This is a genomic window from Lysinibacillus sp. (genome assembly GCF_032093475.1).
GTDB lineage: Bacteria > Bacillota > Bacilli > Bacillales_A > Planococcaceae > Lysinibacillus > Lysinibacillus irui.
Genome location: NZ_DAMDAY010000047.1, coordinates 1 through 19,800, shown reverse-complemented (window position 1 = coordinate 19,800; position 19,800 = coordinate 1). Strand labels below are relative to the sequence as shown.

The 19,800-nt window shown below is 39.3% G+C and carries 21 protein-coding genes; 15 read left to right on the top strand and 6 right to left on the bottom strand.

Features of this window, described 5'->3' with window-relative positions; translation table 11 throughout:
- Positions 1 to 140 precede the first annotated feature (140 nt).
- The 11 genes from RT445_RS11705 (at position 141) to ptsP (ending at position 10,747) form a co-directional block, all read left to right on the top strand.
- A complete protein-coding gene (locus RT445_RS11705; RefSeq protein ID WP_313470629.1) occupies positions 141 to 917 on the top strand; it encodes a hypothetical protein in 777 nt (258 codons plus the stop codon).
- The gene (locus tag RT445_RS11700) at positions 914 to 1,270 is read left to right on the top strand and encodes a GntR family transcriptional regulator (protein ID WP_274796714.1); all 357 of its coding nucleotides are present in this window, start codon (positions 914 to 916) and stop codon (positions 1,268 to 1,270) included. The genes RT445_RS11705 and RT445_RS11700 overlap by 4 nt, the downstream gene beginning before the upstream one ends.
- 10 nt (positions 1,271 to 1,280) lie before the next feature.
- Positions 1,281 to 1,982 carry an ATP-binding cassette domain-containing protein gene (locus RT445_RS11695; protein ID WP_274796715.1) on the top strand — a complete coding sequence of 234 codons (702 nt, stop codon included), beginning with the start codon at positions 1,281 to 1,283 and terminating at the stop codon, positions 1,980 to 1,982.
- 70 nt (positions 1,983 to 2,052) lie between these two features.
- On the top strand, positions 2,053 to 2,973 hold the full coding sequence (locus tag RT445_RS11690; protein WP_274796716.1) for an ABC transporter ATP-binding protein: 921 nt from the start codon (positions 2,053 to 2,055) through the stop codon (positions 2,971 to 2,973).
- A complete protein-coding gene (locus RT445_RS11685) occupies positions 2,951 to 3,892 on the top strand; it encodes an ABC transporter permease (protein WP_274796717.1) in 942 nt (313 codons plus the stop codon). The genes RT445_RS11690 and RT445_RS11685 overlap by 23 nt, the downstream gene beginning before the upstream one ends.
- A 177-nt stretch (positions 3,893 to 4,069) precedes the next feature.
- Positions 4,070 to 6,016, top strand: coding sequence for an N-acetylglucosamine-specific PTS transporter subunit IIBC (gene nagE / locus RT445_RS11680; protein ID WP_274796718.1), 1,947 nt, complete (start codon positions 4,070 to 4,072; stop codon positions 6,014 to 6,016).
- A 97-nt stretch (positions 6,017 to 6,113) separates the two neighbouring features.
- Positions 6,114 to 7,280 carry an N-acetylglucosamine-6-phosphate deacetylase gene (gene nagA / locus RT445_RS11675; protein ID WP_396631803.1) on the top strand — a complete coding sequence of 389 codons (1,167 nt, stop codon included), beginning with the start codon at positions 6,114 to 6,116 and terminating at the stop codon, positions 7,278 to 7,280.
- Between the two features lie 59 nt (positions 7,281 to 7,339).
- On the top strand, positions 7,340 to 8,050 hold the full coding sequence (locus RT445_RS11670) for an SIS domain-containing protein (protein WP_274796720.1): 711 nt from the start codon (positions 7,340 to 7,342) through the stop codon (positions 8,048 to 8,050).
- A 20-nt stretch (positions 8,051 to 8,070) separates the two neighbouring features.
- Entirely contained in the window at positions 8,071 to 8,775 is a 705-nt protein-coding gene (locus RT445_RS11665; RefSeq protein WP_274796722.1) for a glucosamine-6-phosphate deaminase, read from the top strand.
- Entirely contained in the window at positions 8,772 to 9,038 is a 267-nt protein-coding gene (locus RT445_RS11660; RefSeq protein ID WP_274796723.1) for an HPr family phosphocarrier protein, read from the top strand. The genes RT445_RS11665 and RT445_RS11660 overlap by 4 nt, the downstream gene beginning before the upstream one ends.
- Positions 9,035 to 10,747 carry a phosphoenolpyruvate--protein phosphotransferase gene (gene ptsP / locus RT445_RS11655; protein ID WP_313470625.1) on the top strand — a complete coding sequence of 571 codons (1,713 nt, stop codon included), beginning with the start codon at positions 9,035 to 9,037 and terminating at the stop codon, positions 10,745 to 10,747. The genes RT445_RS11660 and ptsP overlap by 4 nt, the downstream gene beginning before the upstream one ends.
- 51 nt (positions 10,748 to 10,798) lie before the next feature.
- On the opposite strand, the gene RT445_RS11650 is transcribed toward ptsP, so the two are convergent.
- Both RT445_RS11650 and RT445_RS11645 read right to left on the bottom strand, forming a co-directional pair.
- Positions 10,799 to 11,476 carry an HAD family hydrolase gene (locus RT445_RS11650; protein ID WP_313470624.1) on the bottom strand — a complete coding sequence of 226 codons (678 nt, stop codon included), beginning with the start codon at positions 11,474 to 11,476 and terminating at the stop codon, positions 10,799 to 10,801.
- A gap of 63 nt (positions 11,477 to 11,539) precedes the next feature.
- Positions 11,540 to 12,307 (bottom strand): sporulation protein, encoded by a 768-nt coding sequence (locus tag RT445_RS11645; RefSeq protein ID WP_274796726.1) that lies wholly within the window; start codon positions 12,305 to 12,307, stop codon positions 11,540 to 11,542.
- A 229-nt stretch (positions 12,308 to 12,536) separates the two neighbouring features.
- Between RT445_RS11645 and RT445_RS11640 the strand changes: the two genes are divergently transcribed.
- Positions 12,537 to 13,271: an urease accessory protein UreH domain-containing protein gene (locus RT445_RS11640; protein ID WP_274796728.1), complete on the top strand. Its 735-nt coding sequence runs from the start codon at positions 12,537 to 12,539 to the stop codon at positions 13,269 to 13,271.
- A 70-nt stretch (positions 13,272 to 13,341) separates the two neighbouring features.
- On the opposite strand, the gene RT445_RS11635 is transcribed toward RT445_RS11640, so the two are convergent.
- Together RT445_RS11635 and RT445_RS11630 are read right to left on the bottom strand one after the other, a co-directional pair.
- Positions 13,342 to 13,869 carry a GNAT family N-acetyltransferase gene (locus RT445_RS11635; RefSeq protein ID WP_274796729.1) on the bottom strand — a complete coding sequence of 176 codons (528 nt, stop codon included), beginning with the start codon at positions 13,867 to 13,869 and terminating at the stop codon, positions 13,342 to 13,344.
- Positions 13,870 to 13,903: 34 nt separating this feature from the next.
- The gene (locus RT445_RS11630; protein ID WP_274796730.1) at positions 13,904 to 14,326 is read right to left on the bottom strand and encodes a hypothetical protein; all 423 of its coding nucleotides are present in this window, start codon (positions 14,324 to 14,326) and stop codon (positions 13,904 to 13,906) included.
- Between the two features lie 492 nt (positions 14,327 to 14,818).
- Here RT445_RS11630 and RT445_RS11625 point away from each other — a divergent pair, with 492 nt between their 5' ends.
- Positions 14,819 to 15,736, top strand: coding sequence for an alpha/beta hydrolase (locus RT445_RS11625; protein WP_274796731.1), 918 nt, complete (start codon positions 14,819 to 14,821; stop codon positions 15,734 to 15,736).
- Positions 15,737 to 15,983: 247 nt separating this feature from the next.
- On the opposite strand, the gene nhaC is transcribed toward RT445_RS11625, so the two are convergent.
- Positions 15,984 to 17,363 (bottom strand): Na+/H+ antiporter NhaC, encoded by a 1,380-nt coding sequence (gene nhaC, locus RT445_RS11620; RefSeq protein WP_274796732.1) that lies wholly within the window; start codon positions 17,361 to 17,363, stop codon positions 15,984 to 15,986.
- A 531-nt stretch (positions 17,364 to 17,894) separates the two neighbouring features.
- Between nhaC and RT445_RS11615 the strand changes: the two genes are divergently transcribed.
- Together RT445_RS11615 and RT445_RS11610 are read left to right on the top strand one after the other, a co-directional pair.
- Complete coding sequence (locus RT445_RS11615; RefSeq protein WP_274796733.1) at positions 17,895 to 18,518, top strand: DUF47 domain-containing protein; 624 nt, start codon at positions 17,895 to 17,897, stop codon at positions 18,516 to 18,518.
- Positions 18,519 to 18,533: 15 nt separating this feature from the next.
- Complete coding sequence (locus RT445_RS11610) at positions 18,534 to 19,550, top strand: inorganic phosphate transporter (RefSeq protein ID WP_274796734.1); 1,017 nt, start codon at positions 18,534 to 18,536, stop codon at positions 19,548 to 19,550.
- Here the strand turns inward: RT445_RS11610 and RT445_RS11605 are convergent.
- A partial coding sequence (locus RT445_RS11605) for a hypothetical protein (protein ID WP_313470622.1) occupies positions 19,539 to 19,800 on the bottom strand: 262 nt, incomplete at its 5' end. The two genes, RT445_RS11610 and RT445_RS11605, sit on opposite strands and share 12 nt — an antisense overlap.

Below are 19,800 nucleotides of genomic sequence, written 5' to 3'. Positions count from 1 at the left end.
TCAAATTTTAAAATTTTCTCTTTTTCTACTTCTAACGTTGCAAATTAATCTAATTTTCCTTTTTCTTGTAGTTGGCACTTGCGAAGAAAAATGTCATAGTGTAATATCTAACTAGTACACTATGACACGAGGTGTTGAGGTTGAAGAGTTTTGCAGGACTTTTGAAAAAAGAATGGGTACTTTATCGATCATGGTTTCTAGTGGCAGTTTTTACTGGCATCATGCTCACTTGGATTGTTCCCTATGTATTACATCAATTCGTTGATATTTTTGCCCATGCGCATCAGCTCGCATTTGCTTTTACGCTTATCGTACTATTCGTTGGTGGATTTTATTCTATATGGCAATTTTTAGCGAGTGTACGGTTGGATATTAAAGCTAGGGAGAGCTGGCTTCATTCCACTAGTTCCATCACGAAGTTAATCGGGGCAAAGATGGTCTGTTCGCTTATAGGCTATTCATTGTTTAATACGATCTTTGTGAGTATCGCCATCTTTAATATAAAAGAAGAGCTTATTGCAAATATTGGACAAATTTTGTTTGTATTAGTATTAATTGTTATTATATTTACTTTATTCCAATTAATGCTATTTATTCTTCTCTTATTCTTCTTAGCTTTTTATTTGCAAATGAAGCATGTGATTGGCCGTTTTTCCATCGTGTTGACCATGCTTGCGTTTTATTTAACATCCACTGCCTGGGTTCATATAACGGAAAGCTCATTGTACCAAACGATTTTCCAGCATGGAGCTATTCCTTTACGTAAGATAGAACCTTTTTTACCACAATTAAAAGTTTCGACAATGGAATGGAAGCTCGGTTCATTGTATGCCGTAGAAGAAATAGCCTTTACCTTGTTGATGGTAGTGCTCTTTATAGTGGCATCCAGATGGCTTGAAAAGGTGGTTTTACGATGACGATAGATTTTTCGCGTGATAAACCTATTTATAGCCAGCTTGTCGATCGAATTTGTGGAGATATTTTAAAAGGGAAGCTAGAGCTTGGGGATCGGCTTCCTTCTGTTCGAGAATACGCGGTTGAAGCAGGGGTCAATGTCAATACGGTGCAACGTGTTTATAAGGAGTTAGAGGCAATGAATATTACGGAAACCAAACGAGGACAGGGTACATTTATTACCACGAATGAGAAACGTATTGAGTTGTTACGGGAAGATATGAAGAATCAGTTAGCTGAACATTTTTTACTGTCGATAGAAGCATTAGGATTTTCTAAGGAAGAAATGCTCATTGTTTTGAAAAATAAAGGGTGAGGTGAAGGGTATGCTACAGCTATCTAATGTGTCTTTTCAATATAAGAATAAGCCAATTTTACAGGATATAACCTTTTCTTTCCCTATTGGACAAATCATCGGACTTGTGGGGGAAAATGGTAGTGGGAAATCCACATTAATGAAAGTATTAGCTGGTTTACTACGACCTTCTGCAGGTGAAGTGACACTCAATGCAGAGCCCGTCACGCGTAGAAGTGCGGACCGAATTGCTTATTTACCAGATACGGATTTGTTTTTTGAGTACTTTACAGGTGAGCAGCTATTTCAGCATTATGCCTCACAGTTCGAGGATTTTTCCTATGACAAAGCCTGTATAGTAGCGGAATTTTTACAGGTTGATAAACAGGCTAAGCTACGCCAATTATCAAAGGGCAATCGTGGTCGGATGAAAATGGCTGCAACGCTTGGGCGAGAGGTTCCTTATTATGTAATGGATGAACCCTTTGCAGGGCTAGACCCTATCGTTCGAGAGCAACTGATTAAAGGCTTATTGCAATTTACTGATATCGAGAATCAAACCATCTTGTTGTCAACACATGAATTATATGAGGTAGAGCCGATTTTAGATCAAATTATATTGTTGCAAGCAGGGTCTATCACGGCTTATGAAGATGTCGAAACATTACGTGATGTGACCAATAAGGATGCGGTCGAGTGGATGAAAGGCTTTTATCGACCTTTCAACAAATGAAACTACTGCTAAAGATGAAAATTGACACTTTTTATGCTCAGGTGAAATGGATTAGAAAGGGTGAAAAAATATGACAGAACCAATTGTACAATTGCAAAATTTATCGAAGACCATTCGTGGGAAGCAATTAATACAGCAGTTAAATATTGATTTATATCCAGGACAAATTACAGGGTTTTTAGGACCAAATGGTGCGGGGAAAACAACAACCATTCGAATGATGACGGGCCTTATGAAGCCAACAGAGGGCAAGGTATTGATTGATGGGCTTTCCTTACAGGAGCATTATGAGGAAGCGATTAGTAAGGTTGGCGTTATTGTCGAAAACCCCGAAATGTATAAATTTATGTCAGGCTATAAAAATTTACTACATTTTGCACGTATGCATAAAAATGTAACGAAGGAACGAATTCAAGAGGTCGTTCAACAAGTCGGGCTCGAACATCGTATACATGAAAAGGTATCCACGTATTCTCTTGGTATGCGTCAACGACTAGGTTTAGCACAGGCACTATTGCATCGACCAAAGTTTTTAATCTTAGATGAACCAACGAATGGCTTAGATCCTGCTGGAATTCGAGAGTTTCGCATGTATCTTCGCAAGATTGCCTCAGAAGAGGGCGTTTCTGTATTTGTATCTAGTCACTTATTATCTGAAATTGAGCTAATGTGTGACCGCGTAGCAGTCATTCAAAATGGTAAGCTCATTGATCTACGTGATATCCATAATGAAAGCTCATCCTTTTATTATGTGGAGGCACAGCCAAAAGAGCAGGTATCTGCTTATCTTAAAGAGCATGATTACCAATTCGCTGCTGAAAATGGTGGCTATGTAGTGGAAATGACGAAGGAAAATGTTCCAGCCTTAATTACACAACTAGTGCAAGAAGGTATTCAACTATTTGCAATACAGCCACATCAAAAAACATTAGAGGATCAATTCTTAGAAATGACTGGAGGCGGACAAATTGCTGAAGCTAATTCAAAATGAGTGGATGAAATTATGGCATAAAAAAGGAACATGGGCAATGGTTGCGATGCTAATTCTTGTCATTCTCGTTCCAGCAGGGATCACTAAATATTATGAAGTAAAATCGACAGATGAAGGCTCATGGCAGGATATGGAGCAGCAGGCCATTCAATCAAATAAAGAGATGCTTGCCAATGAGGAATTAACGGCGGAAGATAAGGTTTATTTTGAGGAGCAGATTGCTCTTTCAGAATATCGCTTAGCCCATGATGCACCGAGCCAAACGGATAGTAGCCTTGCCAGCTTTATGTCCTTTACAAGCAATATGATTATACTTGTCACTTTATTTACAGTCATTACAGCCGCAAGTATTGTGTCGAGCGAATTTTCAACAGGTACCATTAAAATGCTGTTAACACGACCGATGTCTCGTGCAAAGGTGCTAACGTCTAAATTACTGACGACCTTCCTATTTGGTTTTTTATTATTTGTAGTCAACGTAGTGGTAAGTGGCATTGTTGGCTTCGTATTGTTCGGCATAGGAACAGGTGTTGAATTAGAAATCGTCAATGGGCAAGTAGCCGAGAAGGCCGTATGGAGTGATTTAGCGTATCATTATCTACTGTCTGGTGGAGATTTTGTGATGTCTACATTGTTTGCCTTTTTAGTAGGCTCTGTGTTCCGTTCAAGTTCATTAGCGATTGGTTTAACGATGTTCCTTTCCTTCACAGGTGGCATGATTGTGATGTTCTTAAGCCGCTACGACATTGTCAAATACATTTGGCTAACACATTCAGACTTAACACAGTATGAAAATGGTGGTGGCTCGATGATTGCTGATGTGACGATGCCATTCTCTTTAACCGTACTTGCTATTTATGCAGTCATTTTCCTTATTATTAGTTATACATCCTTTATGAAGCGTGATGTCACTGCATAAGTTAAATAAGAACTGTGCCCTAATTCTCATTGGGGTGCGGTTTTTTTTTTGCACAACACGAAATATTAAAAAAGTATTTATTTTTTTTCGAATTGCGCCTATAATAATAGCAACTTAGTGAAAACGCTTTTTTTTTACTAAAGTGGTCTAGACAACTATACCAAAGGGGGATAATGAATGTTTGCTTTCTTACAAAAAATCGGTAAGTCACTCATGTTTCCAATCGCTACTTTACCAGCAGCGGCCTTATTATTACGTTTAGGGTCAGGGGATATGCTTGGGGCAGTACCGAATGAAGCGATCCAGTACATTGCTAGTATTATGGCTGCTTCGGGGAATGCTATACTTGGCAATTTACCTATTATTTTTGCTATCGGTATTGCCATGGGATTAGCTCATGATAGCAGTGGGGGCGCAGCTCTTGCAGGGGCGATTGCTCATCTTGTGTTAATAGCCGTTTTAGGAACAGTTAATGAAGATTTAAATATGGGTGTGTTTGGTGGAATTATTGCCGGTATTACGGCAGGCTTATTATATAACAAATATTATAATGTGAAATTTCCAGAATGGTTATCATTCTTTGGCGGACGGCGCTTTGTACCGATTATCACATCGATAACGATGGCGATTTTAGGTAGTATTTTAGCAATCGTTTGGGGACCTATTCAAGGTGGTATTGATGCGGTCGGCAATTGGATGATTGGCGCTGGATCACTTGGTGTTGGGATGTACGGGTTCTTTAACCGACTTTTAATTCCAGTTGGTCTACACCACGTTATCAATACAATTATTTGGTTTGACTTCGGTGAATTTACCAATGCTGCAGGCGAAATAGTGAAAGGGGATATCAACCGCTTCTTAGCAGGGGATACATCAGCTGGACATTTCCAAGCTGGCTTCTTCCCAATCATGATGTTTGGTTTACCAGCAGCCTGTCTTGCGATGTACTTTACAGCGAAAAAGGAAAAACGTCCTATAGTAGGTGGGATGTTCGTTTCTATCGCTTTAACAGCCTTTTTAACAGGTGTGACAGAGCCGATTGAATTTTCATTTATGTTCTTATCACCAGTTCTTTATGGTATTCATGCTGTATTAACAGGTATTTCTCTTGCGGTTGCCTATATCGTTGGTTTCCGTGACGGTTTTGGATTCTCAGCAGGTTTAATTGATTACTTGCTGAACCTTGGTCTGGCAGATAAACCATTACTATTAATTCCTTTAGGCTTAGGCTTTGGTGCCATTTACTTTGTTGTATTCTATTTCTTAATCAAAAAATTAGACTTAAAAACACCTGGACGTGAAGACGATGATGAAGAGGAAGTGGAAGTCGATGCTTCTATTTCCGACGATGTCGATGTACGTGCATACTATACAATTGAAGCCTTAGGTGGAGAAGAAAATATTAAACAAATTGACTACTGTACGACACGCTTACGTATGTCTGTGCAGGATGCCAATATGGTGGATGAAAAAACATTAAAGCAGACTGGTGCAAGAGGTGTTATGCGTATCAGTAAAACGAATGTTCAAGTAATCATTGGTACATCTGTTGAGTTTTTAGCTGAGGCCATGAAAGAACGTCTGAAAAAAGGCAACCCAGCACCTAAAAATGCAAAACTGCCAACAGCACAGCCTGTAGTGGAAAAAACAGCACATAATGAAACAACGACATTCAATGATTTTGAGATGCCGATGACAGGTGATTTGCTACCATTATCAGAAGTACCAGATGAGGCATTTTCTGCAGGCTTGATGGGACCTGGCTTTGGGATTCGTCCAACTGACGGGACAGTTTATGCACCATTTGATGGTCAAGTGGTCATGATCTTCCCAACAAAACACGCCATTGGTTTGAAATCAGATACAGGCGTTGAAGTATTAATCCATGTTGGATTAGATACAGTCAAGCTGAATGGTGAAGGCTTTGAACTGTTTGTAACAGATGGTCAAACAATTAAACGAGGAGAGGCGCTGTTAAAAGCAGACATTGCTCACATTAAAGATCAAGTACCTTCCGTGATTACACCAGTTGTATTCACAAGTTTAATGGGGCAAGAGATTTCACTTGGAAAATCGGGCTACCAGCGAGCAGGCTCAACAAATATTATTGCAATGAAAAAGTAACAATAAATGGGGCTGTTTGCTAAGGTAACACAAGCAATGTGAAAATTGTGAATGGACGCCTTTTCAACAGCCCTTGTTCAAGAAGGAGATGCTATTCTTGAGTTTATTAATTCGTAACATCACAGTGGTTAACGCAAATGGTCGAGATGAGCAAATGGATGTGTGGATGAGGGATGGCAAAATCGCTCAAATCGCCCAGCACATTGAAGTCAGTGGTGGGGATCGGTTAGATGGTTCAGGGAAATTTTTATTGCCAGGATTTATTGATATGCATATCCATGGCTCTGCTCAAATGGATGCAATGGATGCATCTGATGAAGGACTCCACACTATGGCGCAATCGCTTTTAAAAGAAGGTACGACCAGCTTTTTAGCTACAACGATGACACAAAGCTATGACAATATTGAGTGTGCTATTGCCAATATCGCACAGTTCCAGCCACAGCCCGATGAAGCGGAAGTGTTGGGCATTCATATTGAAGGACCATTTGTTTCGAAACAGCGTGCTGGTGCTCAACCTCTTGATTTTATTGTGCAGCCAGATCTAAATGTATTCACCAAATGGCAGGAACTAAGTGGTAATAAAATTAAGCAAATTACGCTGGCACCCGAAGAGCCTAATGGTATGTCAGCTGTGCAGAGTATTGCTGCTAGTGGTGTGATTGTATCGATTGGTCACTCGGATGCAACCTTTGAGCAAATGCAAGAGGCGGCGCAATTGGGTGCAACACAGGGGACACATTTATACAATCAAATGCGTCCATTCCACCACCGAGACCCAGGTGTTGTTGGCGGTGTTTTATTGCTAGAAGGCATAAAGGCCGAGATGATTGTTGATTTTATTCATATGCACAAGGGTGCAGTGGAAATGGCCTACCGCGTGAAAGGCGCAGATGGCATTATTTTAATTACTGATGCCATGCGAGCGAAGGGTATGCCATTTGGTGAATATGACTTAGGTGGTCAAATCGTTCATGTGACTGAGGCAGGAGCCCATCTAGCAAACGGTTCCTTAGCAGGTAGTATTTTGAAAATGGATCAAGCTGTACGAAACATGCACCTCGTAACAAATTGTACGCTTGAGGAGCTTGTGAAAATGTCGAGCTTTAATGCTGCTCAACAATTGAAATTAAGCACGAAGGGACAGCTTGTGCAAGGCTATGATGCAGATGCAGTCATTATAGATGCGCATTTAAATCTTCAGCAAACAATTAAGGGTGGCCACATTTTATTTGATGTGATGAAAGATAGCGAAGGTCGTTAATGTCTCTTTGACATACAAACATCCAGCATGAAACGATGGAAATGAAAAGGTGATAGATCATGAATACCTATTTTCAACAAGTTAATCGATATTTAACAATGGTGGCTCAACAGGAAAGTGAGCAAGTCATGCATGTAGCCAAGCAAATTGTTAAACGTCTCACACAGGGGGGTATTATCCAGCTGTTTGGCTCTGGGCATTCCATGTTATTAGCGCAGGAATGTTACTACAGAGCAGGTGGCCTAGTGCCTGTCAAACCGATACACATTGAATCGTTAATGCTGCATCAGGGTGCACGGCAATCCTCGCAAAATGAAAAAAAACAGGCTTTTTTAGCCTCCTATAAGGATCAGCTCCAGTTTGATGACCAAGATGTTTGTATTATCATTTCAACATCCGCTAATAATCCAGCGCCCATTGATATGGCCATCTATGCCAAGGAAGCGGGCGCTTTGACCATATCATTGCAATCGCTGGAATATCAACAGCAGCCATCACGCCATCCTTCAGGCAAGCGTTTAGAGCACATTGTAGATGAAATTTTAAATACACATGTTCCATTAGGAGATGGTGTTTTAACAGTGGATCAGTTGCAGTATGCACCTGTATCAACGATCTTAGGTGCAACTTTATTAAATGCTTTATTTGCTGAAATTATTGAGCTTTTGCATGAACAGGGTGCAAATCTACCCGTGTTTGGTAGCAGCAATATTGGGAAAAACAATAACGATGCGCTCATTGATCAATATGGTCAACGTATTCATTTCTAAGGCAAAAAGGAGGATATTTGGTGATAATAAAAAGGTTTTCCTCAGTTGATGAGTTATACGCTCAGGCAGTAGCGACAATCGTGGAAGCGAAACAAAATGGAGCGACAACGTTCGGGTTAGCTACTGGTGGAACAATGGAACCGTTGTATGCTAAAATCTGTAAAACGGATATTGATTTTTCAGATTGCACGAGCTTTAATTTGGATGAATATGTTGGACTTGAGGCAACGCACGAGCAAAGCTATGCCTATTACATGAACAAGCATTTATTTCACCAAAAACCATTTCAAGCATCCTATTTACCGAATGGTTTAGCAGCCGATCCTTTAGAGGAAGCAGCACGCTATGAAGCATTGTTGCAACAGCATTCCTTAGATTTCCAATTGCTTGGTATTGGTCAAAATGGTCATATCGGCTTCAATGAGCCAGGTACACCCTTTGATTCCTTGACACATTTAGTGACACTGGAGGAATCTACTCGCCAAGCCAATGCACGCTTCTTTTCATCGATTGATGAGGTGCCCACACATGCATACACAATGGGGATTCAGTCCATTATGCGAGCAAAGTGCATTTTGTTAATTGCAGTGGGAGAAACTAAGCGAGACGTTTTACAGCGTGTGCTGGCATTAGATTATACAGAGGATGTACCAGCAAGTGCTTTGTCCAAACATCCAAATGTTATCATTTTAACAGACTTACAAGAAGAGGAGAATAAATTATGAAAACACAACAATTTACAGTAGTCGATCCTTTAGGAATTCATGCACGTCCGGCAAGTCAGCTTGTAGCAAAAGCTACACCGTTTGCTTCTTCAATTGAAGTACGTACAGAAGAAAAAGCAGCTAATTTAAAATCCATTTTAGGTGTTATGGGGTTAGCCCTAAAACAAGGTTCACAATTTACACTTGTTGTAGAGGGGGAAGATGAAGAGCAAGCATTTGCAGCATTAGCGACACTCATGACAGAAATGGGGCTTGCACAATGACACAACTCTCTGGTATTGCCGCTTCAGACGGCATTGCCATTGCGAAAGCATATCGTTTTGTCCAACCAGACTTAACCTTCACGAAAACAACTGTTCAGGATATCGAGGCAGAGCAGCAACGTTTAGCAGCCGCTCTTGCCAAATCAGAGCAAGAATTAGTGGCGATTCAACAGCAAACAATAGAAAAATTTAGTGCAGAAGAAGCGGCCATTTTTGAAGCCCATTTATTAGTGCTGAAAGATCCAGAATTAATTGGGCCAATCAAACAAAAAATGGCAGATGAAGCGGTAAACGCAGAATATGCGTTACATGACGTTTCAACGATGTTTGTAACATTATTTGAAAGTATGGATGACGAATACATGAGTGCGCGTGCATCAGATATTAAAGATGTGACAAACCGTATTTTAGCGCATTTACTCGGTGTACATATTCCAAATCCAAGTCATATTAATGAACAGGTTATTATTGTCGCCAATGATTTGACACCTTCAGAGACTGCCCAATTGGACCGAAACTTTGTCCTTGGCTTTATTACAGATATTGGTGGCCGTACTTCTCATTCTGCAATCATGGCACGTTCATTAGAAATTCCGGCAGTAGTAGGGGCAGGGACAGCAACATCAACGATTCAAGATGGTGATCTATTAATTGTGGATGGTTTATCAGGTCAAGTGATTGTCAACCCAACGGCAGATGTTATGGCTGAATACGAAGAAAAGGCACAAAACTATCGTACGCAGCAAGCGGAGTGGTCAACATTAGTGAACGAGCAAACGCTGTCCAAAGATGGTGTACATGTAGAACTGGCAGCCAACATCGGATCGCCGAGTGATTTAGATAGTGTGTTACGCCATGGGGCAGAAGGAATTGGCCTATATCGTACAGAGTTTTTATATATGGGCCGAGAAAACCTGCCATCAGAGGAAGAACAATTTAGCGCTTATAAAACGGTCATTGAAGGAATGAACGGTAGACCAGTTGTTATTCGAACACTGGATATCGGTGGAGATAAACATTTACCGTACTTACCTTTACAAGAAGAAATGAATCCATTCCTAGGTCATCGTGCCATTCGACTTTGTTTAGATCAACAAGAGCTATTCCGTACACAATTGCGTGCATTACTTCGTGCATCTGTATATGGCAGCTTAAAAATCATGTTTCCGATGATTGCAACTATTCGAGAGTTCCGTGATGCTAAAGCGATTTTATTAGAAGAACAAGAAAAGCTTGTATCATCAGGAATTGCGGTCAGCTCGGACATTGAAATTGGGATGATGGTGGAAATTCCAGCGACAGCCGTGATGGCCGATATCTTTGCGAAAGAAGTGGACTTCTTCTCCATCGGCACCAATGATTTAATTCAATATACGATGGCGGCAGATCGCATGAATGAAAAAGTTGCGTATTTATATCAACCATATAATCCAGCCATTTTACGCTTGATTCAAATGGTCATTGAGGCAGCACATAAAGAGCAAAAATGGGTAGGGATGTGTGGTGAAATGGCAGGCGATGAGCTTGCTGTTCCATTGTTACTCGGCTTAGGCTTAGATGAATTCTCAATGAGTGCAACCTCCATTTTAAAAACACGCTCCTTGCTAAAGCAATTATCTGTTTCAGAGATGCAAGCTTTAGCGGCAGAGGCTTTACAGCTAGCGACAGCCGAAGAGGTTATCGAGAAAGTTAAGCAAGCTGTGAAATAAATGATCTTAAAAACCATCTACCGAAATAATTGTGGTAGATGGTTTTTGGCTTTACTTCAACGATTTATTTAAACTGTTGATGATTAAAGATACCTCTAACAAGTCATCGATGATGGCATCGGCCTTAACATGATCCCATTGAGAATCCCTTTTCCAAATGCCTTTCATTCCAACACGCTGTGCACCTTTCACATCATTTTCAGGATGATCTCCAATAAAAATACATTCATTTGGGAGCACATGTAGCTTTTCTAATGCTCTATTAAATATCTCGGGGTTTGGTTTTTTAATCCCTTCCCACTCGGATACAAATATGACATCAACATACTTGTCTATTCCTAACGCTTTCATATTTTCCATTTGGAATTGCCCATAGCCATTGGTAATGATGCCCAAGGCGATATGGTCGCTTTTCAATTTTTCTAACATATGAAGAAGATGAGGAAAAGGAACACAGTGATTGTTGAAATTATTAATGTAATCTTGAAGAAGTTCTTCCCATGATAGTGTGTCTATATTAAATTCAGCAACAAGTTGCTGATAGACTGTATCCTTCCATACATATCCCCGCTGATCTAATTGGATAAAACGAGACATATAGCGCTCTTTTGGAATATGTTTTACTAATTCGCCTAGGCGGTCATATTGCTTCGCTATGAATTTTTTTACGGAGGCATCTCTATTTAATAACGTTCCATCTAAATCAAATAATGCTGCTTTTATTCCCATGACCTACACTCCTTTTTATATAAAAAAATAGTTGAAGATTTCCTCAACTATTTTTTCTAGGATCTAGATATGTTTGGAGATGATTTGCTGAAGCTTCGCCTGGAGTGCAGGTACGTCATGCATAGTAATGGTTGTTCGAACATAGCTTTCATCCATATCTAATGCCTCCGCAAAGAAGCTACCAATGCCTCTTACTTTACGATCAATTTGCATGTAAATTTCTGCTGAGTGGTTGGATTGCGAAAGGAAGACGATTTCAAGCTCATCTAAATGTCCTCTAAATGGACCTGTTGGCACAAATTCAAACTCCTGCACAAATGGGTAATAGCCTCGGAAGCGGGAAGGGGCTTGTTGGCATTCCGCTTCACGTAAACGAAAACCTAACCCACGAATAGCATCTAGGATGTGGTCTGCCAGCATTGTTGGCTCCACTCGAATATAATCCTTATCACTTGGATCGACAGCGTTCTTTATATCAAGACCTGTTTGAATCCAGACCTGTGTTTTACCTGCAGTAATGGGTGTTTCAAATGGCAGTGTGAGCGAAATTGGAAAGATCTTTTCCTCACCAGCACCTAGTAAGAACGGCTCTGACACTTTCAATTTTTGCAGTGTGGCAACCTCTGTATGTTTATGGTCATTCGACTCTCGAATATAAGTTGTATTAACTGATAGATAGATCGTATCGACTTGCTGCTCAACTTGACCACCACGCACGATAATTTCGCCTTGCATGACCTCACCAGCGCGATAAGTATCCTTTTCTAATCGAGTATCCACTGTTGCTGAACCGATTCCAATACTTGCTAATGCTTTATGAAAAAAAGACATCTTTCATTCCTCCTACTGACATGTTTAGCTATACATACGCACAGATGGAAAAAAGGTTTCAAGGCTAGCCAATTTTTCGCTATACTATTTGAAAAGCGAAACAGGGAAAGGAATGGAAGGTAGCAGTCAAAGACGGAGAACTTTAGGTTTTTTTGTTCATGGCTGCACCATTTATTCACATTTTCGTTTTATAATGGTAAAAGTAGTACTAGATAGAAGGTGTGTTTGTATGTATCGTATGATGTCAGCTGTCAGTCAGTTTATAAGCGACCCTATTTCACAATTTTTAAATGGCTATGAGCATTCTGCATTTGCTATGACCGTTCTTCTGGGCCTTCTTGGTGCACTTGCTCCGTGTCAGTTAACGGGTAATATGAGTGCAATAACGTATTATGGCAATCGAACATTGCAACTGAAAAGTAACTGGCAGGAGATTGTGCTCTTTATGCTTGGGAAAGTGCTTGTATTTAGCGGTCTTGGACTCTTCGCTTGGCTTTTTGGTCAATCCTTTGAAACAAAGATGACTCAATACTTTCCCATCTTTCGTCAAGCTATTGGACCAATCATGCTGATAACAGGCCTCGTGCTAATAGGTCTATTCAAATTAAAGTTTTTATATCGCCTATCCTCTCTATTACCGCCAGTTGTAAAAGCAGGGAAATTGGGCTCCTTCCTCATGGGCGCTAGTTTTGCCATTGCCTTTTGTCCAACCATGTTTGTGCTATTTTTTGGGTGGTTAATGCCAATTGTTGCAAGCACCCCCTATGGCTTAATTTTGCCCAGTGTATTTGGGGTGGCAACTTCTATACCACTCATTTTGCTACTCGTCTTTATTTATCTATTTGATGCAAAGCGTCTTATAATGCGGACAAGCATAAAGCTAGGGAGGGGAATACAAATAGTGGCAGGAATATTGTTAGTATTCATTGGTATGACAGATACGATCACCTATTGGGGGATGTAAAATCCAAAACCACTTACCAAGCAGATTGATAAGTGGTTTTTATCAAAATAAATAGAAAAAGAATAGCTAATCATTCAACATTTGCCTCTGAATCGCTCCATTTATAGTAAACAAATTTTTGGCTTTGTCCATTCATGTCAAATTCATCATCACTCGTGCCAATGTATTTAAATCCATTTTTCTCTAATATTTTTTGAGAGGCAATATTATTCGTCGTTGTTTTCGCTGCAATATGTTTGATTCCTAGATTGCTTACCATTGCCAATAATAACTTTAACGCCTTATTCGCCAATCCTTTACCTATATGCTCTTCGCCAACTCTATAACCAACATGGCCAAGCTGTTGACTTTTATCAATGTCAACTAAATTTATTCTTCCAACAATTTGTCCATTGTCATTTTTTATTAAATAAAAATAAGATATGTCTTGGGCTTGTTCTTCTATTAATAGCTCATTTTTCTCTTTAAAAATTTTATACTCATAATAATCATGTCCACGACTAGGTACCATTTTTTCGAAATATGTCCTATTTTTAAGCTCAAATTCATATAAACGCTCAAGATCAGCGTGTTCTAATTTTTCTAGTATAATATTCATATAATCCCCTTTTTCTATTTAAGTAAAATATTGTTTAGTTTGAGATAAAGCTGTCAGCATGGAGATGCTCACAATACTCTCTGATTAAAGTCCAGTCATTTTGCTCTTTGCGGAATCGTTGAATAAATAATTTGACAACATCAAGTAGTTTTCCTTCGATTTCAAACGTGACCCAAAACGTTGCAATCACTTCATTTTCAGTTGCAGGGGTGATATGCAGTACTTTAAAATGCCATTTTGGTTGACGACCTTCATATTGTTGATACGCTTGTTCCCAGCCCATTTTTGCCTCCTCGTAGCCCCAATCCGAAATATTGGCTTCTGGTCCCGCCCAGCGTATGGCGATTTCCTTTGACAAAAAGGCATTCATTTCTTCGGCATTACAGCCATTCCAAACATCTTGATAGTGTTGGAAAAAGTGTTCAAACTCTTTGAGTAATGTATCTGTAGCTGGCATGAAAATACCTCCCGTAGAATTGTCTTTATTTTATGGTTCTAATAAAAGATTCCGTTCCTGAGAGTGGTTATATATAGAATAACATAAATTCCAATATTATGAATTATCTAATAACAAAAAGGTAGCTGATGTTTGCTTTTATTAAAAGTAAGTTATAATTATCCACATTTTAGTTTTACCAAGGAGATGTATCGATAGTAGAGCTACTATTTCATCGGTAATGAAAACACATTTTTTTCAATCTACACTAGGTATGGATATTGTTCAAAATATGCCTTGTTTCCACCTAATACCTTGGATACTATAATGGTAAGGAATTAATTAATTGGATTACTATTCCAAAAAGTAGCCTCATTATGATGAATGGAGCGCTTAGTCGATTGTGGAGATACTAAAGGTTGTCTGTGTCAAAAGGAAGTGTTTTACACAGTACGTAAAACTATTTGTTGGACTCTCAGTTCTAAGTTCAAAAGTTGGTGGAATAGAAAATCTATGAACATCTCTCTTAAAAAGACAATAAAGTTACTTGCATTGCTCATTTTGTTAGTAACAATTACAGGCTGCACCACAAAGCCTGTGTCTTCAAATGCCGATCAATCTTTATCTAATCAACACCAAGGTACTGCTCCTAAAACCGAGACCATAAATGAAACGTTACCTGCTGAAGTGACAAATATACCATCAAACCCAGCGGTTGAGTATGAACCTGCCTGGCCAGATCGAGCGGTAAAGTCTTCTAGAGGACATCTTGTGAATAGTTGTGTTCCAGATGAGCTACGCGATCAAGCAACGACACTGACTACCAGTGATGGGGTATATCTTTCGGCACTTGTGCTTGGTAGCGGAAATAAAGGAGTCCTACTAGCACATGAGCAAGGTTATTCCATTTGCTCTTTTCTTGACATGGGAACGGAACTGGCAGACAACGGTTATTTAGTTATTATTCCTGAATATCGTAATCACGGTGCCTCACAGAAAATCGAACTAAATGATCATATAGAGCTTGATGCAGATGTAGCCTTAAACGAACTAAAACGAATGGGTGCAAAAAGAGTATTTTTGGCAGGAGCATCATGTGGTGGTACAACAGCAATCGTTGCAGGCGTCCGTCAAGAGCTTCCTATTGAGGGACTAATTATTCTTTCTTCTCCTGCACAATGTTCAAACCTTGATGCAATTCCAAGTGTCAAAAAGATTAAAGCGCCATCCTTGTTTGTTTTTTCACCTGGTGATTATGGAGGCAGTATTGAAAAACATGTGCGCCAATTATATCAAGAATCTGGAGCAACTGATAAAGAGCTAATTGTGGACGAGAGCGGTTATCACGGAACAGATATGTACCATAGGGGGCAGGACGGTGACGTATTAAAGACGCGACTCATTGACTTTGTTAAAAAGGAATTTAAATGATGTGTACTCAAAAAGAGGATGGTAATAACCCAATCTAATTTAATGTAACAAGGGCTACTCATGGAATATGCAAAGCTTACCTGGTAAACAGAAGAAAGGACATGCTTTATTGGAGTTACATTAAAATGGGCATTACTGTTTTTGGCCAAATTGACTATGTAATGTGATCGTACTGTAAGTTTTTCAATAAGCGATGCAATAATGAGGAAAAAAGGTAGCTGATGTTTGAATCAGCTACCTTTTGTTATTAATCAAGCCTTGTTAACGTTTTGCCACTCCAACCAAAAATAACGGTTAGAATAGGCCCTAGTAGACAGAAGAAGGTAAAGGGAAGATAAGCTAACGTAGATATATCAAGAACACTTGCTATGAAAATACCACAAACACTCCAAGGGACAAGAGGATTGACTACCGTACCTGCATCCTCCATCACGCGAGAAAGATTTTTTGGGGCCAAGCCGACCTTCGCAAATTGTGCTTTAAATGCCTCACCCGTTAATAAAATGGATAGGTACTGCTCACCGATCAATGTATTGACACCGATGCCCGTAATCGCTGCACCTGTAATAACAGAGCCAGCACTTTTAAACAAGCTTTCAACTTTCGTTAAGATGCTTTGAATAATGCCTAGTGTAAATAGTAAGCCACCCATTGTTAAGGCAAGTAAAACAAGAGCAATGGTAAATAGCATACTATTCATTCCACCGCGAGTTAGCAGAGCATCTATTTCTTTATTACCAGTTTGAGAGACATAGCCATCAAAAAGCATCTTGAAGACATCTGCAGCAGGCAATGGTTCATGAATATAGGCAAGTCCTACTCCCAGAATAGACACGACTGCCAGTGTAATGATAGCTGGTGCTTTATAAAAAGTCATAATAACGAGTACGGCAATAGGTAATAATGTATACCAATGAATAAGTCCTGTAGAGAGTAATCCTTCTTTAAATTGCTCCACTGTATCAAACGAAGTAGCTGCTCCTGTTGGTGATAAAATAGCGTACAGCACAAAGGAAATCAGGAAAGCAGGAATCGTAGTCCAACCCATATTTTTAATATGCTCAAATAAATCTACTCCAACCGTACCAGAGGCAAGATTAGTTGTATCTGATAAAGGTGACATTTTATCACCAAAGAAGGCACCAGAAACAATTGCTCCAGCTGTGATAGTTAACGAGATGTCCATAGCACCTGCAATGCCCATAAAGGCTACACCGACAGTGGCTACTGTTGTTAAGGAGCTACCGACAGACACACCGACAATGCTACAAATTAAAAAGACAATAGCAAAGAAAAAGTTAGGTGAAACGGTTAAAAAACCATAATAGATAAGGGTAGGAATCGTTCCTCCCATAATCCAGCTCGAAATCAAGATGCCAATAAAGAAAAAGATAAATACAGCGCCAAGTCCAGCACTAGCACCTGCAATCATACCGCCTTCAAGATCACGAAAGGGTACTTTTTTTAGTAGTCCATAGGCTAGTAAAAGTGAAATGACTAGAAAAATGGGAATGTGGGGTGTTGCTTTTAAATAGCCGATACTAAAAGCCATTGTGGCTATAATGATAAGTATAATAAAGCCTGCCTCAATAAATCGAGGGTTACTCTTAGCTTCTATTCGAAACATGTGAATCCTCCTAATAAACTTTTACGCTTCAATGCGGTGAAGCCCAAAAGTATTATAGCACGCTAATAATTTTTGTCAATTGACAGAAATTTGGAGGTCTTATCATCTCGATATTTGCAGCGATTGTGTATAAGCAGTTAGAACGTCGAGCATAACAAGCATAAGAGCGAATAATACTCTGATAAAAGACAAAAAATAACAATGAAATTCCATCATTTTCATGTAAATTTCGTTTACAATTCCTTAACATTTCACATCATAAACAAAAAAGCAGAAAAAAGTTCATTTCAAGTGTTTTTGTAAAAACAAAAGAAAAAATGGTCATATTTAAAGAAAAAACACTGATTTTTATTAACAGATTTCCAGCGTTTTCAACTTGAAAAACAGCTTAAAAATAAATGTGGCAAATTTTATATTACATTTTTGTAAAATCAATATCTTTGTGTTTAAAATTTTGTAGAATTGTGTAAATGTTTTGTTATGATGATTCAGAAATCCACAAATTAATTTTTACTTAACAGGAGGAACAGGATGTTCAACTCAAATAAGCAAGATCCATTTTTTCAGTCTTTATTAAAAATCGCAAAAAATGTAAATGAAGGTATTTATTATGCACACAATGCCCGCATTCAAGATGATATAGATTCTTTAAAAGAAATTGCAGATACAATGAAGCAGTATGAAACAAGTGGAGATAAATTAATTCATGAACTCATTGTGATGCTAAATAAATCTTTTATGACGCCAATCGAGCGTGAGGATATTTTAGCATTAGCGAATAAACTTGATGATGTCATTGATGGAATGGAAGGCTGTATTGCTCATTTCAATATGTATAACTTAACAGAAGTAACAGAGCCTATGCGCCAATTCCTTTCTTATATTGCCAAGAGTACGGATGAAATGGTACAAGCCATGGAACTTTTAAATAGTAAAAAGCTTGTAGAAATGCGTAAACATGCTATTCAAATTAAGGATAATGAGCGTGAATGTGATGAAATTTTCCGTTCTTCGATGAAGCAGTTATTTATCCAGGAAAAAGATCCTATGCGCTTAATTGTCTTCAAAGATATTTACGAGCAATTTGAGGATATTGCGGATAGCTGCCAAACAGTAGCAAACACAATTGAAACAATAATTATGCGTAATGCGTAAGATGGAGTGTACGAAATGGATACGATCTTATTAATCACCATACTAGTCGTTATATTCGCGCTTGTATTCGACTTTATTAACGGCTTCCATGATACAGCAAATGCCATTGCCACTTCTGTATCAACACGTGCATTAAAACCACGTACAGCCGTATACATGGCTGCGGTAATGAACTTCGTCGGAGCGATTACATTCGTTGGGGTAGCAAAAGCGTTAACAAAAGATATTGTAGACCCATTTACCTTAAATGCTTATGATGGCGATATTACGGGTTCGGTCGTTATTTTAGCGGCCTTATTATCAGCCATAACATGGAATTTACTTACATGGTATTTTGGGATTCCATCAAGTTCTTCTCATACGTTAATTGGTTCTGTTGCAGGTGCAGCCATTGCGGCAGCCGGATTTGATATTTTGAACTATGCTGGGTTTATTAAAATTATCCAAGCATTAATTTTTTCACCACTACTAGCTTTTGCAGCTGGTTTCCTGATGATGACAATATTGAAGGTCATCTTTAAGGATATGAATTTATACCGTACGAATAAAGGCTTCCGAACAATGCAAATCGGGACGGCAGCCTTACAATCATTCACACACGGAACAAACGATGCGCAAAAAGCCATGGGGATTATCACACTCGCTTTAATTGCGGGTGGACTACACCAAGGAGATGATATTCCATTCTGGGTACGTTTTGCAGCGGCCACAGCAATGGGTCTTGGTACATCTGTAGGTGGTTATAAAATCATCAAAACCGTTGGTGGTAAGATTATGAAAATTCGCCCAGTGAATGGGGTAGCGGCTGACTTAGCTTCTGCTTCGATCATCTTCGGTGCGACATTAATTCACTTACCAGTTTCTACAACACATGTTATTTCTTCTTCTATCATGGGTGTAGGTACCGCACACCGTGTCAAAGGCGTTAAATGGGGAATGGCACGTAAAATCGTCACAACATGGGTCATCACCATGCCAATATCAGCTGTCATGGCCGCGTTAATTTACTATATTTTAAGTCTATTTTTCTAGTTCGCTAAGGAATGCACAATCACTGTGCATTCCTTTTTTGTTTGGTGCTGGAGAACGGAGGTGATAGGAGCGGCAAAATGAGGATAGCGAGGGAAAGTAGCGGATAGAACCGGCAAAATGGAGGATAGCCCGGACAAAGTAGTGGATAGAACAGCAAAAGTGGCGGATAGCCCGAACAAAGTAGTGGATAGAACCGGCAAAAGTGAAGGATAGCGAGGGAAAGTAGCGGATAGAACCGGCAAAGTGAAGG